Genomic DNA, 17,550 nt, shown 5'->3' with positions numbered 1-17,550 from the left:
CCCGGAGCACAGCCCCCGCCTGGACATGGCCAAGCTCGCCCCCGAGGTCTACAAGGCGATGGTCCGGCTGGACGCGGCGGCCCGGCGTGGCGTCGATCCGACCCTGCTGGAACTGGTCAAGATCCGCGCCTCCCAGCTCAACCACTGCGCGTTCTGCCTCGACATGCACACGAAGGACGCGCTGGCGGCCGGCGAGTCGGTGGAGCGGATCATCCAGCTGAGCGCCTGGGAGGAGTCGCGGCACTTCTATACGCCGAAGGAGATCGCGGCGATCGAGCTGACCGAGGCGGTCACCGTACTGACCGACGGTTTCGTGCCGGACGAGGTGTACGAGAAGGCCGCGGCGCACTTCGACGAGACCGAGCTGGCCCATCTGATCTCCGCGATCACGGTGATCAACGCCTGGAACCGGTTCGGGGTGACCTCCCGGATGGCCCCGGGTCACTACACGCCGGGCCAGTTCACGCACTGATGGCAGCCACCGCTTTCCGCGCCCTGCACCACGGCCGCGCCTACGGCGTCCCACTGGTCCTGCCGGGCCCGTGGGACGCGGCCAGCGCCCGCGTCTTCGCCGACGCCGGCTTCCCCGCCCTCGCCACGCCGAGCGCGGGGGTGGCGGCCTCGCTGGGTTACGAGGACGGCGCGACACCGCCCGCCGAGATGTTCGCCGCGGTGGCGCGGATCGCCCGCGCCGTCTCCGTGCCCGTATCGGCCGACGTGGAGGACGGCTACGGCCTCTCCCCCGGCGAACTCGTCGGCCGCCTGCTGGACGCGGGCGCGGTCGGCTGCAATCTGGAGGACTCCTCGGGCGGCACCCTCAAGGACCCGCGCCGGCACGCGGACTGGCTGGCGGAGGTACGGTCCGCGGCGGGCGACGCCCTCTTCGTCAACGCGCGCGTCGACACGTTCGTCCGGGGCGTCGCCGACCCGGCGGAGGCGGTGGCCCGCGCCCGTCTCTACACGGCGGCGGGCGCCGACTGCGTCTACCCGATCGCCGCACCGCCCGAGACGCTGCCCGCGCTGCGGGCGGGCATCGAGGGCCCGCTCAACGCGATCGCCCTCCCCACGGGCCCGTCCCCGGCCGAACTGTCCCGACTGGGCGCGACCCGCGTCACCTTCGGTCCTTTCCCGCAACGGCGCGCGATGGCCTCGCTCAGGGAGTTCGCGGACCGGCTCCTGAGCCCGACGGCCCATCCCTGACCGGACCTGGTCGGTCACCTCAGGGGTCACGCCGCCGGCGAACGTCCATCCGACGGAGCGGCCTGGGGCGGACGCCTGTCGTGCGCGGTAAAAACGAACGCCGAGTTGTCGCCGTCCAGGTCAATGGTCAGCGACGCGTCCATGGCCTTGGCCAGCCGTGTGAGCAGGGGCAGGGTCGGCACGGAATCGCCGCCCTCGATGTTGGAGATCTGCGGCTGGGTCATGTCGGCGCGCCGAGCCAGCGGCGACGTGCCACTCCGTCGCCCGCCGGGGCCGCCCGCCCCCGCTACTCCGTGAGCCACTTCTTCCAGGTCGGCTCATTCGCCGTGACCCACTTCGCCGCTGCCTCCTCCGGCGCGAGCTTCTGTTCCGCGATCATCAGGGCGACCTCGTTCTGCTGCTCCGTCGTCCAGGTGAAGTTCTCCAGGAACCGGGCCGCGCCGCCGCCCTTCTTCGCGAAGTCCGCGTTGAGGAACTTCTGGAGCGGGGTGTGCGGATAGGCGCAGGCGACCTTTTCCGGGTCGGCGTCGCAGCCCTCCTTGTACGCGGGAAGCTTCACCTCCGTCATCGGCACCTTCTGGAAGAGCCACTGCGGCTTGTACCAGTACGTGAGGAAGGGCTTCCGCTCCTTGGCGAACTGCTTGATCTGGGTGATCTGCGCCGCCTCCGAGCCGGCGAAGACGACCTGGTAGTCCAGATCCAGGTTGTTCACCAGCGCCTTGTCGTTGGTGACGTACGACGGCGAGCCGTCGAGCAGTTGGCCCTTGCCGCCGCTCTCCGCCGTGCGGAACTGGGAGGCGTACCTGTTGAGGTTGCGCCAGTCCGTGACGTCCGGGTGCCGCTCGGCGAAGTACGTCGGTACGAACCAGCCGATATGGCCGGTGACCCCGAGGCCGCCGCCCCGTGCGATCGTCTTCTTCTCGTCGACGTACCGCGCTTCCTGGTCCGGGTGGCCCCAGTCCTCCAGGATGGCGTCGACCCGGCCCTGGCTGAGGGCGTCCCAGGCGGGGACCTCGTCGACCTGGACGGTGTCCACGCGGTAGCCCAGCTCGTGTTCGAGCAGATACGCCGCCACGGCCACGTTGGCCTGCGCGCCGACCCAGGACTGCACGGAGAGGGTGACGGTCTTCGCGCCCTGCGCGTTGGCGTACGGGGACGCCTGCTTGGTCATGTCGGCCGCGCCGCAGCCGGTGGCGGCGAGCAGCGCGCCCGCCGAGGCGAGGGCGGCCAGGGTCCTGTGCGTACGGGCCATGTCAGGCCGCCTTCCTGGTCCGGCCGGTACGGCGTGCCGTATGGCGTTTCGTACGGCGTGCCGTGCGGCGTTCCGTGGGCTGGGTCACCCGGTCGAGCATCAGACCGAGACAGACGATGGCCGCGCCCGCGACGAGGCCGGTCGCCAGGTCGCCCTGGGCGAGCCCGAACACGACGTCGTACCCGAGCGCCCCGCCGCCCACCAGACCGCCGATGATGACGACGGCGAGCACCAGCACGACGCCCTGGTTGAGCGCGAGGCGCAACGCGGGCCCCGCGAGGGGCAGTTGGACGTGGCGCAGCTGCTGGCCGCCGGTCGCGCCGAGCGAGCGTGCCGACTCCATGGCGGCCGGGTCGACCTGGCGCAGGCCCTGCGTGGTGATACGGACGACCGCCGGCAGCGCGTACACGACGGCGGCGGCCACCGCCGGGGCGCGGCCGACACCGAAGAGCGCGACCACCGGGATCAGATAGACGAACTGCGGCAGGGTCTGGAAGACGTCCAGTACGGGCCTGAGCAGCGCCTCCAGCCGTGCACTGCGGGCGGCCGCGATACCCGCGGCGAAGCCGATGACGAGCGTGACCGCGACGGCCGCCAGCACCTGCGAGAGCGTGTCGAGCGACGGTTTCCACACCCCGAGGACCCCGATCGCGGCCATCGCGAGGACGGCGGTCAGCGCGGTCCGCCAGGTGCCGATCAGCAGCGCGAGAGCGGCGACGAGCAGCAGGACCGCCCACCAGGGCAGGGCCTGGAGGCCGCCGCGCAGCGGGTCGAGCACCCAGGTGGTGAAGTGACCGGCCCAGTCGGCGGTGCCGCCGATGACGGGGACTCCGGAGTAGAGATGGGTGGTCATCCAGTCGACGGCCCGGTTGACGGGCTCGGCGATATTGACGGTCCAGGTCCCTGGCCAGTCGAGCCGGTCCGTGAGACGTCCCGCGATCGCCACGAGGACGGCCGCCAGGGCCGCGACGGCCCAGCCGAGCCGGCGGCGCTCTCCCGTACCCGAACCCGCCGCCGCCGTCGTACGGTCCAGAACCACCGCCAGCAGCACGATCGGCAGCCCCGCCGCCAGCGCCGCGCCCACATCCACCGAGGCCAGCGCCTGGTACACCCGGTCGCCGAGGCCGCCGGCGCCGATCACGGACGCGATCACGGCCATCGAAAGCGCCATCATGATCGTCTGGTTGAGGCCGAGGAGCAGCTGCTTACGGGCGAGCGGCAGCCGTGCCGTCAGCAGCCGCTGCCGGGCGGTCGCGCCGAGCGAGGAGACCGCCTCCATCACACCGCGGTCGGCCTCGCGCAGCCCGAGCGCGGTCAGCCTGGCCATCGGCGGAGCCGCGTAGACGACGGTCGCGAGGACCGCCGCCGGGACGCCGATGCCGAAGACCAGCACCACCGGCAGCAGATACGCGAAGGCGGGCAGGACCTGCATGGTGTCGAGCAGCGGTCGCAGCGCGCGGTACAGCCGGTCGGAGAGCCCGGCGGCGAGGCCGAGCAGGGCTCCCAGCACCACGGACGCGGTAACGGCGACCACCATGAGAGCGAGGGTCTGCATGGTGGGCACCCACATACCGAGCACCCCGCAGACGGCGAACGACACGGCGGCGGTGAGCGCGAGCCGTATGCCCGCGACCCGCCAGGCGATCAGCCCGGCCGCGACGGTGACCCCGGCCCAGCCGGCCGCGAGCAGCAGCAGATACACGCCGCGCACGGAGAGCACGACGGCGTTGCTGATGTGCCCGAAGAAGTAGAGGAAGAGGGGGTGGCTGTCGCGGTTGTCGATGATCCAGTCGCTGGCGCCGCCGAGCGGGGCGGACAGATCGACGGTCAGCGCGTCGGGCCAGGCGGTGCCCGGCCAGCGGGTGAGGGCCAGGGGGACGAGGACCGCGGCGAACAGGGCGAGCGGCAGCAGCGTGCCGAGCGCGCGGTGGCGGGCCGGGGAGAGCGCGGCGGGCGGGCCCCCGCGCTCGACGGGCGGGCGGGTCGCGGTGGTCGCGGCGGTCATCGGAGCGCCGCCTTTCCGGCCTCCGCCCTCGCTCCTGGGGCGCCGGGGGCTCCGGGCGGCTCCCCGGGACCCACGGTTCCCCCCGCCTCCGCCGTTCCCGCCACCACGTTCAGCAGGCGCTCGCGGTCCACGACCCCGAGCAGCCTTCCCCCGTCGACCACGCGCGCCGCCGCGTCCCCGGAGCGCGCCACGGCCTCGATCGCCTCGGAGACGGTCGCGGTCGGCGCCAGCGCGGGCCCGGAGTCGGCGTCGCCCGCCAGCGGGCGCCGCATGGCGGCCCCTACGGTGATGACCTGCTCGCGCGGTACGTCACGGACGAAGTCCCGTACGTACGCGTCGGCGGGCCGGCCCACGATCTCCTCCGGCGTGCCCAGCTGGACGACGCGGCCGTCACGCATCAGCGCGATCCGGTCGCCGAGGCGCAGCGCCTCGGTCAGATCGTGTGTGATGAAGACCATCGTGCGGTGCTCCTCGTGGTGCAGCCGGATGACCTCCTCCTGCATATCGCGGCGGATGAGCGGGTCCAGGGCGCTGAACGGCTCGTCGAACAGCAGCACTTGGGGGTCGACGGCGAGCGCGCGGGCCAGCCCGACGCGCTGCTGCTGACCGCCGGAGAGCTGGCCGGGGCGGCGGTCCTCCAGCCCTTCGAGGCCGACCTTGCCGATGACCTCGGCCGCCTTCTCGCGGCGCCTGGCCCGGCCCATGCCCTGGATCTCCAGGCCGTAGGCGACATTGTCGAGGACCGAGCGGTGCGGCAGCAGACCGAAGTGCTGGAAGACCATCGCGGCGCGGTGGCGGCGCAGTTCGCGCAGCCGGGCCCGGTCCATCAACAGGACGTCCTCGCCGTCGATGGCGATCGCGCCGGCCGTCGGCTCGATGAGCCGCGTCAGACACCGTACGAGCGTGGACTTGCCGGAGCCCGACAGGCCCATGACGACGAAGACCTCGCCCTTGCGGACGTCGAAGGAGACCTCGCGTACGGCGGCGGTGCAGCCGGTACGTTCGCGCAGCTCGGCGGCGCCGAGCGCGGCGAGTTCCGGGTCGCCGGGGACGCGGTCGGCCTTGGGGCCGAAGACCTTCCACAGGTCGCGTACGGCGAAGACCGGTGGCCGTTCCGACACCTCGCTCTCCGTGCCGGGCGGGGTGAGATCCTTGCCCGCCGGGTCGTCCCCGCGTGCCGTCGCGGCCGGTGTCCCCGCCCCTGTTTCCGCCGCTGTCTCCGCGTCGCTCATCGCTTCGGGCCCTTCTGGTCGTGGGGGATCTCGTGTGGGATCTCGTCGCGGGCCGCGTCCCGGGCTTCGGTCAGCAGCTGGGCGCACTTCTCGCCGACCATCAGGACCCCGATCATGGGATTCACCGCGGGCATCGTCGGGAAGACGGACGCGTCGGCGATACGGATGGCCTCAAGCCCCCGGACTCTCAAGTCGGGTGCCACCACGGCCTGTTCATCGGTGGCGGCGCCCATCCGGCAGGTGCCCGCCGGGTGGTACACCGTGTGCGCGCACTGACGGGCGTACGCGCTCAGCTCCTCGTCGGAGGTGACCTCCGGCCCCGGGCAGACCTCCCGCGTGAGCCAGCCCGCCAGCGGTTCCGCGGCGGCGACCTGTCGCGCGATCCTGATGCCGTCGACGAGGGTCCGGCCGTCGTAGTCGTCCTCGTCGGTGAAGTAGCGGAAGTCCAGGGCCGGTTTGACCTCCGGGTCCGCGCTCGTGAGGTAGAGCCGGCCGCGGCTGCGCGGCTTGGGGATGTTCGGGGTCATCGACACGCCGTGCGCGGGGCGCTCGTACCCCAGCCGCTCCGGATTGTCGGTGAACGGGATCTGGTAGAAGTGGAACATCAGGTCCGGGCCCTCGGCCGCCGGATCGCGCCGGACGAACAGCCCGGCGTCGGAGTCCATCGCCGAGTTCTCCGGGATCGGCCCGTCCGTCTCCCAGACGATCACCGACTCGGGGTGGTCGAGCAGGTTCTCGCCGACGCCCGGCAGGTCGTGGACGACCGGTATGCCGAGCTTCTCCAGATCGGCGCGCGGTCCGATGCCGGAGTGCAGCAGCAGCCGCGGGGTGTCCACGGCCCCCGCGCAGACGAGGACTTCGTGCCGCGCCTCGATCAGCCGCTCCTCGCCGTCCGCCGTCCGTACGCGCACGCCCGTCGCGCGCGTCCCCGCCAGCTCCAGCCGGAACGCCCAGGTCTCCAGCAGCAGGTGGAGGTTGGGCCGGTCCAGGAAGGGATGGAGATACGCGACGGACGCGGACGACCGCTTGTTGTTCTCCGGGTGGTACGCGAGGTCGAAGAAGCCGACGCCCTCGTGGAAGGGCTGCTTGTTGAAGCCCTCGACGCGCGGAACGCCCAGCGCGTCGCGCGCCGCGTCCACGAAGTCGCGGGCGATGGGGTTACGGTCCCGCTCGTCCACCGGCACGATGTTGTTGCGCAGCCGCCCGAAGTACGGGGCCATCGCGGCGGCGTCCCAGCCCTCGGCCCCGGCCGCCGCCCACTCGTCCCAGTCGGACGGCAGCGGCTTGAAGGCGATGAGCGTGTTGTGCGAGGAGCAGCCGCCGAGCACCCGGGCCCTGCTGTGCCGGATGTGCGAGTTGCCGCGCGGCTGCTCGGTCGTCGGATAGTCGTAGTCCAGCTCACCGCCGAGGAGCCCCATCCAGCGCCGCAGCGTCAGTACGTCCGGGCGGTCGATGTCGGAGGGGCCGCCCTCGATGACGGCGACGGTGATGTCCGGGTCCTCGGTGAGCCGGGAGGCGATCACCGATCCGGCGGTGCCGCCGCCGACGACGACGTAGTCGTACTCGGCGGCGGACGCGTACTCGGGCTCGGACCTGGGCTCGGGCTCGGACTTGGGCTCGGACCTGGGCTTGGGCTCGGACCTGGGCTCGTCCATGGTTGTCTCTGCTCCTCTGCCGAATGCGGTGCGACGATGCGGGACGGCTGTCAGCCCGTGAACCAGCGGACCGGGCGCGGTGCGAGGTTCTGGTAGATGTGCTTGGCCTCGCGGTATTCGGCCAGCCCCGCGGGCCCCAGCTCCCGCCCGATGCCGGACTTGCCGAAGCCGCCCCACTCCGCCTGCGGCAGATACGGGTGGAAGTCGTTGATCCAGACGGTGCCGTGCCGCAGCCGTCCCGCCACGCGCCGCGCGCGCCCCGGGTCCGCGCTCCAGACACCGCCCGCGAGCCCGTACTCGGTGTCGTTGGCGAGGGCCACGGCCTCGTCCTCCGTACGGAAGGTCTCGACCGTCAGCACGGGCCCGAAGACCTCTTCCCGTACGACCCGCATCCCGCGGTGGCACTGGTCGAGCACGGTCGGCTCGTAGAAGTAGCCCCCGGCGGGCCGGACGTCCGACGGCTCGGGCCGCCTGCCGCCGGAGCGCAGCACGGCGCCCTCGGCCAGCGCGGAGGCGACATACTCCTCGGTCCTCGCCAGCTGGCGCGCGGAGACGAGCGGTCCGCACTCCACGCCCCGCTCCGTACCGCGTCCGAGGCGGATCCGCCCGGCGCGGCGGGCGAGTTCACCGACGAAGCGCTCCCGTACGGTCTCCTCGATGATCAGCCGCGCGCCGGCGGAGCAGACCTGGCCGCTGTGGATGAACGCGGCGTTCAGCGCCTGGTCGACGGCGGTGTCGAACCCCTCGTCGGTGGCGCAGGCGTCGGCGAAGACGACGTTCGGGTTCTTGCCGCCGAGTTCGAGGGCGACCTTCTTCACGCCGGCCGCGGCGGCGCGCATGACCTGCGTACCGCTGCTGAGCCCGCCGGTGAACGAGACGAGGTCCACGTCCGGGTGCGCGGACATCCGGGCGCCCACCGGGTCGCCCGCGCCGGTCACCAGATTGGCGACACCGGGCGGCAGGCCCGCCTCGGCGAGCAGATCGATGAGGTCGATCGTGGAGAGCGGGGTCAGCTCGCTCGGCTTGACGACAAAGGTGTTGCCCGCGGCGAGCGCCGGGGCGATCTTCCAACTCGCTTGCAGCAGCGGGTAGTTCCACGGGGTGATCAGCGCGCAGACGCCGACCGGCTCATGGACGACCACGCTGTGGACGGTGTCCGAGCCGGCGTCCACGACCCGGCCGCCGCTCTCGTTCATCACGAGATCCGCGAAGTAGCGGAAGGCGTCGGCGACACAGTCGACGTCGACGCGCCCCTCCTCCAGGGTCTTGCCCGAGTCCCTGCTCTCCAGCAGCGCTATCTTCTCGCGGTTGCGGATCAGCAGATCGGCGGTCGTCCGCAGCAGCGCGGCCCGCTCGGCGACCGGGGTACGGGGCCAGGGGCCCTCGTCGAAGGCCGTACGCGCGGCGGCGATGGCGGCGTCGGCGTCCGCGGCGCCGCCCTCGGACACGACGGCGAGGACCGTCGCGTCGGCGGGGTCGAGGATGTCTCGTGTGGCTCCTGAGGCGGCTTCACGCCACTTTCCGTCCACGTGAATCGTCTGTTGTGCCGACACGTCGCGTATCGCCTTCCCTACCCGGAGCATTCACCACCAGCGAGAACTGGCGATCCGGGCGCCTGCCCCACGGCGCGGAAAGCATGCGTGCCGGGTGACCGAAAGTGCCACGGGTCACCCGGCAGGGGCGTGAATGCCGGTTTCCGGCCGGTCTCCCGGCCGGTCCGCCGCTCAGTCCGCCGGTCAGTCCTCGTCGGGCTCGTCCCGTACGGTCAGCCCGGCCACCCACAGGGGCATCAGCCAGTGCGGGACCAGGACCCCGATCAGTACGGGAGTGACCAGCGCCTCCAGCCGTACGTCCCCGAGCCAGCCGAGAAAACCGACGCCGACGGCGACGGCCAGCAGCAGGAGCGAGGTCAACCGGTGGGCGCGCGCGAGAACGCGGTCGCGCTCCCTGAGCTGACGCTCGTCCAGCGCGCGCCCGCGCAGCTCCAGCAGCCCGCGCGTGGCGCCATTGATCCCGCCGGTCGCGATGCACCACGGCAGCAGCGTTCCGAGGAGGACGAAGACAGGCCACATCCACTCGGCGAAGACCATGGCGGTCCAGCACGAGACACCGATGGCGGTCAGCGTGATATGCGCGCAGACGAGGGCGCGTCTGCGGGCCGCCGTCGCGTAGAGCGGCCGCCCCTCGCGCCTGTTCATCACCGCGTACATCCGCCGGTCGTACTTCGTCAGTTCTGACTTCCCCAGCCCTGTGGTCATCGCCGCTTCCTCCCGTAGACCTCGTCCGTGAGCGGGCTGAAGGGTTCGAGGGAGAACAGCGCCTCCACGGGGAGGCCGAAGTACTCCGCGATCCTCAGCGCCAGGTCGAGGCTGGGGTTGTACTGACCCCGCTCGATATAGCCGACGGTCTGGTAATGCGCCCCGACGGCCTCGGCCAACTGCTGCCGGGACACCTTCCGTTCGGCCCTGACGACCGCCAGCCTATTGTGCACCTGCTCGCTCATGTATAAGAAGTACTACATCTGAGTGGAGGTACGCAACAACTCATGTGCGTGCGCTGAGGAGTTACGAATGCCCGGCGGCCCCCGCACACCGAAAACGCCCCCGGCGGGAACCGGGGGCGTTCGGAGGTACCGAAAGGTACCGAAAGTACGAGGAGGTGCGGAGACGTACGGAGGCGTACGGGAGTGCGGTGAGCCGGATCAGATCAGGTCGAGCGCGCGCACCGCGTCGCGCTCCTCGGCCAGCTCCCGCACCGAGGCGTCGATGCGGGCGCGCGAGAAGTCGTTGATCTCCAGGCCCTGGACGATCTCGTACACACCGTTCTTGGTGGTGACGGGGAAGGAGGAGATCAGCCCCTCCTCCACACCGTAGGAGCCGTCCGACGGGATGCCCATGGAGGTCCAGTCGCCCTCGGCCGTGCCGTTGACCCAGGTGTGGATGTGGTCGATGGCGGCGTTGGCGGCGGAGGCGGCCGAGGAGGCGCCGCGGGCCTCGATGATCGCCGCGCCGCGCTTGGCGACGGTCGGGATGAAGGTGTCGGCCAGCCACGCCTCGTCGTTGACGGTCTCCGCGGCGTTCTTGCCGGCGATCTCCGCGTGGAAGATGTCCGGGTACTGCGTGGCGGAGTGGTTGCCCCAGATCGTCAGCCGCTTGATGTCGGAGACGGCGGCGCCGGTCTTCGCGGCGAGCTGCGAGATGGCGCGGTTGTGGTCGAGGCGGGTCATCGCGGTGAAGCGCTCGGCCGGTACGTCGGGCGCGGCGGCCTGGGCGATCAGGGCGTTGGTGTTGGCCGGGTTGCCGACGACGAGGACCTTGATGTCGTCCGCGGCGTGGTCGTTGATGGCCTTGCCCTGCGGCTTGAAGATGCCGCCGTTGGCGGCGAGCAGATCGCCGCGCTCCATGCCCTTGGTACGGGGGCGGGCGCCGACCAGCAGCGCCACGTTGGCGCCGTCGAAGCCGACGTTCGGGTCGTCCGTGATCTCGATGCCGCGGAGCAGCGGGAAGGCGCAGTCGTCCAGCTCCATCGCGGTGCCCTCGGCGGCCTTGAGGCCCTGCGGGATCTCAAGGAGGCGCAGCTTGACCGGCACATCCGAGCCGAGCAGATGGCCGGAGGCGATGCGGAAGAGCAGCGCGTAGCCGATCTGGCCGGCCGCGCCGGTGACGGTGACATTCACGGGAGTGCGGGTCATGGCGATCTCCGTAAGACAGCTGGCGGTGGGGGTCCCTGCCCCTGGTGCGGGACATCTCCCCATCGCTGAACTGAATCTTGACGTGAAGAGATATCCAGCGGTCAGGCTATCCGACCCGGGACACCCCGGACCCACGCACCCTTGTGGCACGGCTCACGACAGGGGCGGGACGGCGTGGCGGCGACGGCCGCCACGACGGCTCCGTACTCGTCGCAGGCGTGTCCGTACCCGTCCCAGGGGTGTCCGTACTCGTCCCAGGCGTGTCCGTACCCGCCCCAAGTCCCCTCCGGCCGGGCCCGGGTCACCGTACCGGGGTGCAGCCCGTCTCGCCCGAGGCGAGCGTCGCGCACGCCTTGGCGCCCGCGGAGTCCGGTGCGGCGACCATCGGGGTGTAGGCGTTCGTGGCCGTCTCGACCTCTCCGGTCTGGCCGCTCGTCTCGCCGCCCGCGGTGATCCGCACCTCGTCGCCCACGGCCGCATTGGTGATCCGGGCCCAGGCCGTCGAGCAGGTCTTGCTGTAGCGGACCTCGATCAGGGCCGTACCGACGGTCGCGCTGGCGACGGTCTCGACGAACTCGCCGCCGCAGCCCATCTCTTCGGGGTCCTTCCCGGTGCAGGCGTCACCGCCGCACTTCACCCCGGCCGGCAGTTCGGGGGCGCTGCTGGACGGCGAGGGCGACGGGGAATCGGCGACGGTCCGCTCACCGCTGTCCCCGCCGATATCGGTCAGCAGCACCGCGGCGGCCACCACCAGCGCCGCGCCCACGGCACTCGCGACGAAGACCGTCATCCCGCGCCGGCCGCGCCGACGGCCCTCCGCCGGCGCCGGCCCGGCGGAAGACGGGCCGCCCGGCCGCGGCGGACCGCCGGGGCCCCGCTGCTGCGGTACGGAGGGCGCCCCGGGCCCGCGCAGGGCACCGAAGTCGACGGTCGCGCCGGCCGGCCGGTCCCCCGGACCGCTGGGGCCGCCTGCGCCCGCCGGCCCGCCCGGCCCGCCGGACCGGCCCGCCGTGCCGGACCCACTCGACGCGCCCGACCCGCCGACCGGGTTCTGGCTGAACTCCCCGAGCGCCGACCGCGCCTGGGAGATCCGTATCGCCTCCATGGTCATGTCGTGGCGCATCTCGGACCGGCTCCAGGCGCGCTCCGCCAGCTCCCACATCGTGGTCAGATGCCCCTGATGCGTGCCGGTCACCTCGGCCAGCGCGACGATCGCGCCCTTGGGCGCGAGCAGCCGCCCGTTCAGATAGCGCTCCCACGACGTCTTGCTGTAGCCGGTCCTGTCGGACACGGCGGCGATGCTGAGGCCACTGCGGTCGACGAGCCCGCGCAGCTGGCTCGTGAACTCGCTGATCTCCGGATCGAGCCCCTCCGGCAGCGCCTTCCAACGAGGCATTCTGTGCCTCCCCCTTGTCCCCCCGCACGTGGTGGATTTGCCCCGCGCTGTCGTCCCCCGCCGCCGGCTGCCCTCCCCGGCGGCCCGCAGCGCACAGGAGCGTTCGGGGCGGTCTTCACGCCCCGTTGCGCGCCCCCGTACCGAACCCCGCACAGTCTCGCATCCGTTGCCCTTTGATCACACCACGGCGGAATGGTCACTTCCGTGCCACAGGCACCAGAGAACGGTTGAATGATCTTGGCCGGTACATGACGCTTATCCCATCGCTACAGACCGACGGCGTCCGTCCTCCCTCGGGGGAGGGGACGGGCGCCGTCACAGGCCGTGGCCCGCGCCAGGGGACCTTCGACGCTACGGAACCGTCGAGTGGACGACGTCCTCCAGGAACGGGATCTCCAGCCATGGCTTGGGCTGCGTCATCAGGCTGAGCAGCACGATCGTGAGCCCCAGCAGGCCGTACGTGAGCATGTCGGTGAAGCGCGACCGTACGGCCAGCATGCCCACGGAGGGCAGTACGCGCCGCAGGACAGCGCCGCCGATGAGGGCCACGCCGATCAGGATGGTGCCGATCCGGAACGCCTCCGCGAAGGGGTGCGTGCCGACGATCAGCAGTCCGAGACCGGTCGTCCCCAGGACGCTGAGCAGGGGCCACTGCCGGGCGGGCGCCGGGGCGTCCGAGGGCGCGGCCCGGCCGCCGCCCTCGGGCCGTGCGGTGTCCCGGGTGAGCGAGAACCGCCGGCCGCGCTGCTCCGAGGTCCCGGTCCCGTCCGGAGTGTCCGGGGCGTCGCCCGCGCCCGGGGCGTCGGTCACGGAGCCCTGGCCGGGGGCCGTACGGCGTGTGCTCTCCGTACGTCCCGTGCTCTCCGCGCCCGCCGCGCCCTTCGAGCCCGCCGCACCGTTCGTGCCCGCCGTGTCCTTCGCGGTCCGCGGTCCGGGCTCCATGACCGCCTGCCCGTCGGCCTCCGGCGCCTGCCGTGTCCCGCGCCGCGACCGGGCCGCGTCGCCCGCGCTCGTACCAGCACCCATCAGTGGCGCCCCTTTCCGGTTCGGCTCGCGTTCAGCCCGCGTCCGCGACGGCGCGTTCGGCCGCCTCGACCACATTGACGAGCAGCTGGGCGCGGGTCATCGGGCCGACACCGCCCGGGTTCGGCGAGATCCAGCCCGCCACCTCCGCCACGTCCGGGTGGACATCGCCGACGATCTTGCCGGCACCGTCCCGGCTGACCCCGACGTCGAGGACGGCCGCGCCCGGCTTCACATCCTCGGGCTTGATGATGTGCGGCACCCCGGCGGCGGCCACGATGATGTCGGCCTGCCTGAGGTGCGCCGACAGATCGCGGGTGCCGGTGTGGCACTGCGTGACCGTCGCATTCTCCGACTTACGGGTCAGCAGCAGCGGGATCGAGCGGCCGACGGTGATCCCGCGGCCCACGACCACGACATGCGCGCCCTTGATCTCGACGCCGTGGTGGCGCAGCAGCTGGATGATGCCGTACGGGGTGCAGGGCAGCGGGCCCGTCTCGTTGAGCACCAGCCGGCCGAGGCTCATCGGGTGCAGCCCGTCCGCGTCCTTGACCGGATCCATCAGTTCGAGCACCCGGTTGGTGTCGATGCCCTTGGGCAGCGGCAGTTGGACGATGTAGCCGGTGCACTCGGGGTTGGCGTTCAGCTCCGCGACCACGGCCTCGATCTCCGCCTGGGAGGCGGTGTCGGGCAGTTCGCGCTGGATCGAGGCGATACCGACCTGGGCGCAGTCGCGGTGCTTGCCGTTCACGTACCAGCGGCTGCCGGGGTCGTCACCGACCAGCAGCGTGCCGAGGCCGGGGGTGACACCTCGCGCCTTGAGGGCCGCCACGCGGGCGGTCAGATCGGACTTGATCGCGGCTGCGGTGGCCTTGCCATCGAGAATCTGGGCGCTCATACCCCCATCCTCGCGGATGACCCCTCCCCGGTTCCAATTCGCTGCATCTCGTGAGACGACCTGGGGGTTCACCCCTCCCGCCACAGGCGCCGCGCGAGGTTGCACTTGCACAACGCCCACCCAAAGCGACTGGACAAAATAAGAGGTAGATAACACGATTACGGACGCAGTACGCGGCCGTCGACGGGGGGCAGACCGCTCACTTCTGAGAAGTTCCTCCTCCACGTGGGTCGCACCGTCCCCGCATTACCAACGGAGGAACCCCGCCATGAGCTTCGGCGACCCCAACAACCCGTACGGCCAGCAGGGCCAGCCCGGATCCGGCCAGCCCCAGGGTCAGCCGGGCTACGGCTACCCGCAGGGCCAGCCGCAGCAGCCCGGCTACGGCTACCCGCAGGCGCCGCCGGTCCAGCCGTACGGCGGCGGTGGCTTCCCGGGCGCCCCGACCGAGATGCCGGGCGGGGTGAAGGCCGCGCGCGTCATGCTGTGGGTCATCTTCGGCCTCAGCCTGATCGGCACCATCATCTTCGCCCTGGCCGCCGTGGCCGTCTCCGCCGCGAAGAACGACTCCCAGCTCCAGGACGACGTGCAGTTCCAGCAGCTCGCCGACTACTCGGGCAGCCTGCTCTGGGGCATGACCGTCATCGCCGTGCTGACCACCGTGATCTCGATCTACCTCGCCGTGAAGTTCGCCAAGGGCGGCAGCGGTGTCCGTGTCACGGCCCTCGTGTTCGGCATCGTCGTCGCGATCCTCGGCATCTACCCGTTCGTCGGGTTCGGCCTGATCTACACGGTCCTGGCCATCCTGATCGCCGTCTTCGTCGGAAAGTCCGACGGCGCCGCGTGGTTCAACAACCCGCGCCACTGACGCCCCGGCAGTGCGTCTCTTAGCTCGCCGCGCCGAGCAGCAGGCATGAAGGCCGTAATACCCGTCCCCCAGCGGGTTTTACGGCCTTCCGGCGTTTCGGTGGAAGGGGTCTCAGTGGAAGAAGTGGCGCGTCCCCGTGAAGTACATCGTCGCGCCCGCCTTCCGCGCCGCCTCGACGACCAGCTCGTCACGGACCGAACCGCCCGGCTGCACCACCGCCTTGACGCCCGCGTTCAGCAGGATCTCCAGCCCGTCGGGGAACGGGAAGAAGGCGTCGGACGCTGCGTACGCACCGCGCGCCCGCTCCTCGCCCGCCCGCTCCACCGCGAGCTTCGCGGAGTCGACGCGGTTGACCTGGCCCATGCCGACGCCCACCGACGCCCCGTCCTTGGCGAGCAGGATCGCGTTGGACTTGACCGCGCGGGACGCCTTCCAGGCGAAGGCCAGTTCGCGCAGCTCGGCCTCGGAGAGCGCCTCGCCGGTCGCCAGGGTCCAGTTCGCCGGGTCGTCGCCGTCGGCCTGGAGCCGGTCGGTGACCTGGAGCAGCGCGCCCCCGTCGATCGGCTTGACCTCCACGGACGCGGACGGGGCCTCGGGACAGCGCAGTACGCGGATGTTCTTCTTGCGGGCCAGCACCTCGACCGCGCCGTCCTCGTAACCGGGCGCCACGATGACCTCGGTGAAGATCTCGGCGACCTGCTCGGCCAGCGCGACGGAGACCGGACGGTTGACGGCGATCACCCCGCCGAACGCGGACAGCGGGTCGCAGGCGTGCGCCTTGCGGTGCGCCTCGGCGACATCGTCACCGACCGCGATGCCACACGGATTGGCGTGCTTGATGATCGCGACACAGGGCTCGGCGTGGTCGTACGCGGCACGGCGCGCGGCGTCCGTGTCCGTGTAGTTGTTGTACGACATCTCCTTGCCGTGCAGCTGCTCGGCCTCGGCGAGACCGCCCTCGGCGCTGGTGTAGAGCGCGGCGGGCTGGTGCGGGTTCTCGCCGTACCGGAGTACGTTCTTCCGCGCGTACGTGGCGCCCAGGAAGTCCGGGAAACCCGAATCGTCCTGCGCGGCATAGCCGTCGGCGAACCAGGACGCCACCGCCACGTCGTACGCCGCGGTGTGCTGGAACGCCTCCGCCGCGAGCCGCTTGCGCGTCGCCAGGTCGAACCCGCCGTCCCGTACGGCGCCGAGGGCGTCCCCGTACCGCGCGGGGCTGGTGACGACCGCGACCGAGGGGTGGTTCTTGGCGGCGGCGCGGACCATCGAGGGCCCGCCGATGTCGATCTGCTCCACGCACTCGTCGGGGGTGGCGCCGGAGGCGACCGTCTCGCGGAACGGGTAGAGGTTCACCACGACCAGGTCGAAGGGCTCGATGTCCAGCTCCGCGAGCTGCTCGCGGTGAGCGTCGAGCCGGAGGTCCGCGAGGATGCCGGCGTGGACGCGCGGGTGCAGCGTCTTGACCCGGCCGTCCAGGCACTCGGGAAAGCCGGTCAGTTCCTCGACCTTGGTGACCGGCACCCCGGCGGCGGCGATCCTCCCGGCGGTGGAGCCGGTCGAGACCAGGGTGACGCCCGCCTCGTGCAGCCCGCGGGCCAGCTCTTCCAGTCCCGTCTTGTCGTAGACGCTGACCAGAGCCCTGCGAATGGGGCGCTTCGTACCTTCGGCGGTCACTGGATCGTTACCTTTCGTCCCTCAATGCGATAGCCGTGCCGGGCCAGACGCCCCACGACCTCGACGAGCAGGCGTCGCTCGACTTCCTTGATGCGCTCATGGAGAGCGTCTTCATCGTCCTCGTCCCGCACCTCGACCACGCCCTGCGCGATGATCGGGCCGGTGTCGACACCGTCGTCGACGAAGTGGACTGTGCAGCCGGTGACCTTCGCTCCGTAGGCGAGCGCCTCGCGCACACCATGGGCACCGGGAAAGCTGGGGAGCAGCGCGGGATGGGTGTTGACGCACCGGCCGCCGAAGCGCGCGAGGAACTCCTTCCCCACGATCTTCATGAAGCCGGCCGAGATCACCAGATCCGGCTCGTACGCCGCCGTCGCCTCGGCGAGCGCCGCGTCCCAGTCGTCGCGGCTCGGGTAGTCCTTCACCCGGCACACGAAGGTGGGAAGCCCGGCGCGCTCCGCGCGCTCCAGCCCTTCGATGGAGCCGCGGTCCGCGCCGACGGCCACGACGCGCGCGCCGAAGGCCACCGGGTCGTCACCGATCGCGTCGAGCAGGGCCTGCAGATTCGTGCCGGATCCGGAGATCAGGACCACGAGCCGGGCCGGGCGGTCTGAGGAGGGCGGGGAGGCCACGGCGGGCGCCTTTCTGGAGCGAGC

General features: G+C 71.7%; 16 protein-coding genes and 1 pseudogene. 3 read left to right on the top strand and 14 right to left on the bottom strand.

Annotation, left to right across the window (positions count from 1 at the left end; translation table 11 throughout):
* Positions 1-25: 25 nt before the first annotated feature.
* Together ACFRKB_RS08315 and ACFRKB_RS08310 are read left to right on the top strand one after the other, a co-directional pair.
* Positions 26-472 carry a carboxymuconolactone decarboxylase family protein gene (locus tag ACFRKB_RS08315; protein ID WP_383104499.1) on the top strand — a complete coding sequence of 149 codons (447 nt, stop codon included), beginning with the start codon at positions 26-28 and terminating at the stop codon, positions 470-472.
* Complete coding sequence (locus ACFRKB_RS08310) at positions 472-1,200, top strand: isocitrate lyase/PEP mutase family protein (protein ID WP_383104292.1); 729 nt, start codon at positions 472-474, stop codon at positions 1,198-1,200. The genes ACFRKB_RS08315 and ACFRKB_RS08310 overlap by 1 nt, the downstream gene beginning before the upstream one ends.
* Positions 1,201-1,226: 26 nt before the next feature.
* Here the strand turns inward: ACFRKB_RS08310 and ACFRKB_RS08305 are convergent.
* The 12 genes and pseudogenes from ACFRKB_RS08305 to ACFRKB_RS08250 all read right to left on the bottom strand — a co-directional run.
* Positions 1,227-1,442: pseudogene (locus tag ACFRKB_RS08305) on the bottom strand (helix-turn-helix domain-containing protein); the annotation flags it as partial.
* A gap of 44 nt (positions 1,443-1,486) precedes the next feature.
* Positions 1,487-2,452, bottom strand: coding sequence for an ABC transporter substrate-binding protein (locus ACFRKB_RS08300; RefSeq protein ID WP_383104291.1), 966 nt, complete (start codon positions 2,450-2,452; stop codon positions 1,487-1,489).
* Between the two features lies 1 nt (position 2,453).
* Positions 2,454-4,457 carry an ABC transporter permease subunit gene (locus ACFRKB_RS08295; RefSeq protein ID WP_383104289.1) on the bottom strand — a complete coding sequence of 668 codons (2,004 nt, stop codon included), beginning with the start codon at positions 4,455-4,457 and terminating at the stop codon, positions 2,454-2,456.
* Entirely contained in the window at positions 4,454-5,689 is a 1,236-nt protein-coding gene (locus tag ACFRKB_RS08290; protein WP_383104288.1) for a quaternary amine ABC transporter ATP-binding protein, read from the bottom strand. Before ACFRKB_RS08290 ends, ACFRKB_RS08295 begins: the two co-directional genes overlap by 4 nt.
* Positions 5,686-7,344: a GMC family oxidoreductase gene (locus ACFRKB_RS08285; protein ID WP_383104286.1), complete on the bottom strand. Its 1,659-nt coding sequence runs from the start codon at positions 7,342-7,344 to the stop codon at positions 5,686-5,688. Before ACFRKB_RS08285 ends, ACFRKB_RS08290 begins: the two co-directional genes overlap by 4 nt.
* 50 nt (positions 7,345-7,394) lie before the next feature.
* A complete protein-coding gene (locus ACFRKB_RS08280) occupies positions 7,395-8,897 on the bottom strand; it encodes an aldehyde dehydrogenase family protein (RefSeq protein ID WP_383104284.1) in 1,503 nt (500 codons plus the stop codon).
* A 183-nt stretch (positions 8,898-9,080) separates the two neighbouring features.
* Entirely contained in the window at positions 9,081-9,602 is a 522-nt protein-coding gene (locus ACFRKB_RS08275) for a hypothetical protein (protein WP_383104283.1), read from the bottom strand.
* Positions 9,599-9,847 (bottom strand): helix-turn-helix transcriptional regulator, encoded by a 249-nt coding sequence (locus ACFRKB_RS08270; RefSeq protein WP_365972296.1) that lies wholly within the window; start codon positions 9,845-9,847, stop codon positions 9,599-9,601. Before ACFRKB_RS08270 ends, ACFRKB_RS08275 begins: the two co-directional genes overlap by 4 nt.
* A gap of 198 nt (positions 9,848-10,045) precedes the next feature.
* Positions 10,046-11,035 (bottom strand): malate dehydrogenase, encoded by a 990-nt coding sequence (locus ACFRKB_RS08265; RefSeq protein WP_383104280.1) that lies wholly within the window; start codon positions 11,033-11,035, stop codon positions 10,046-10,048.
* A 301-nt stretch (positions 11,036-11,336) separates the two neighbouring features.
* A complete protein-coding gene (locus tag ACFRKB_RS08260) occupies positions 11,337-12,431 on the bottom strand; it encodes a helix-turn-helix domain-containing protein (RefSeq protein WP_383104279.1) in 1,095 nt (364 codons plus the stop codon).
* Positions 12,432-12,782: 351 nt separating this feature from the next.
* Positions 12,783-13,457: a DUF3017 domain-containing protein gene (locus ACFRKB_RS08255; RefSeq protein WP_383104277.1), complete on the bottom strand. Its 675-nt coding sequence runs from the start codon at positions 13,455-13,457 to the stop codon at positions 12,783-12,785.
* Between the two features lie 31 nt (positions 13,458-13,488).
* Entirely contained in the window at positions 13,489-14,352 is an 864-nt protein-coding gene (locus tag ACFRKB_RS08250; RefSeq protein WP_383104275.1) for a bifunctional methylenetetrahydrofolate dehydrogenase/methenyltetrahydrofolate cyclohydrolase, read from the bottom strand.
* Between the two features lie 268 nt (positions 14,353-14,620).
* On the opposite strand from ACFRKB_RS08250, the gene ACFRKB_RS08245 reads away from it, so the two are divergent.
* The gene (locus ACFRKB_RS08245; RefSeq protein ID WP_383104274.1) at positions 14,621-15,220 is read left to right on the top strand and encodes a hypothetical protein; all 600 of its coding nucleotides are present in this window, start codon (positions 14,621-14,623) and stop codon (positions 15,218-15,220) included.
* Between the two features lie 111 nt (positions 15,221-15,331).
* On the opposite strand, the gene purH is transcribed toward ACFRKB_RS08245, so the two are convergent.
* Both purH and purN read right to left on the bottom strand, forming a co-directional pair.
* Positions 15,332-16,894: a bifunctional phosphoribosylaminoimidazolecarboxamide formyltransferase/IMP cyclohydrolase gene (purH, locus tag ACFRKB_RS08240; protein ID WP_383104272.1), complete on the bottom strand. Its 1,563-nt coding sequence runs from the start codon at positions 16,892-16,894 to the stop codon at positions 15,332-15,334.
* Positions 16,891-17,526, bottom strand: a complete 636-nt coding sequence (gene purN, locus ACFRKB_RS08235) for a phosphoribosylglycinamide formyltransferase (protein ID WP_383104270.1) — start codon at positions 17,524-17,526, stop codon at positions 16,891-16,893. The genes purH and purN overlap by 4 nt, the downstream gene beginning before the upstream one ends.
* Positions 17,527-17,550 lie beyond the last annotated feature (24 nt).

Origin of the sequence: Streptomyces scopuliridis (assembly GCF_042790125.1) — a bacterium.
GTDB lineage: Bacteria > Actinomycetota > Actinomycetes > Streptomycetales > Streptomycetaceae > Streptomyces > Streptomyces scopuliridis_A.
This window is presented reverse-complemented; position numbering and strand designations above follow the sequence as displayed.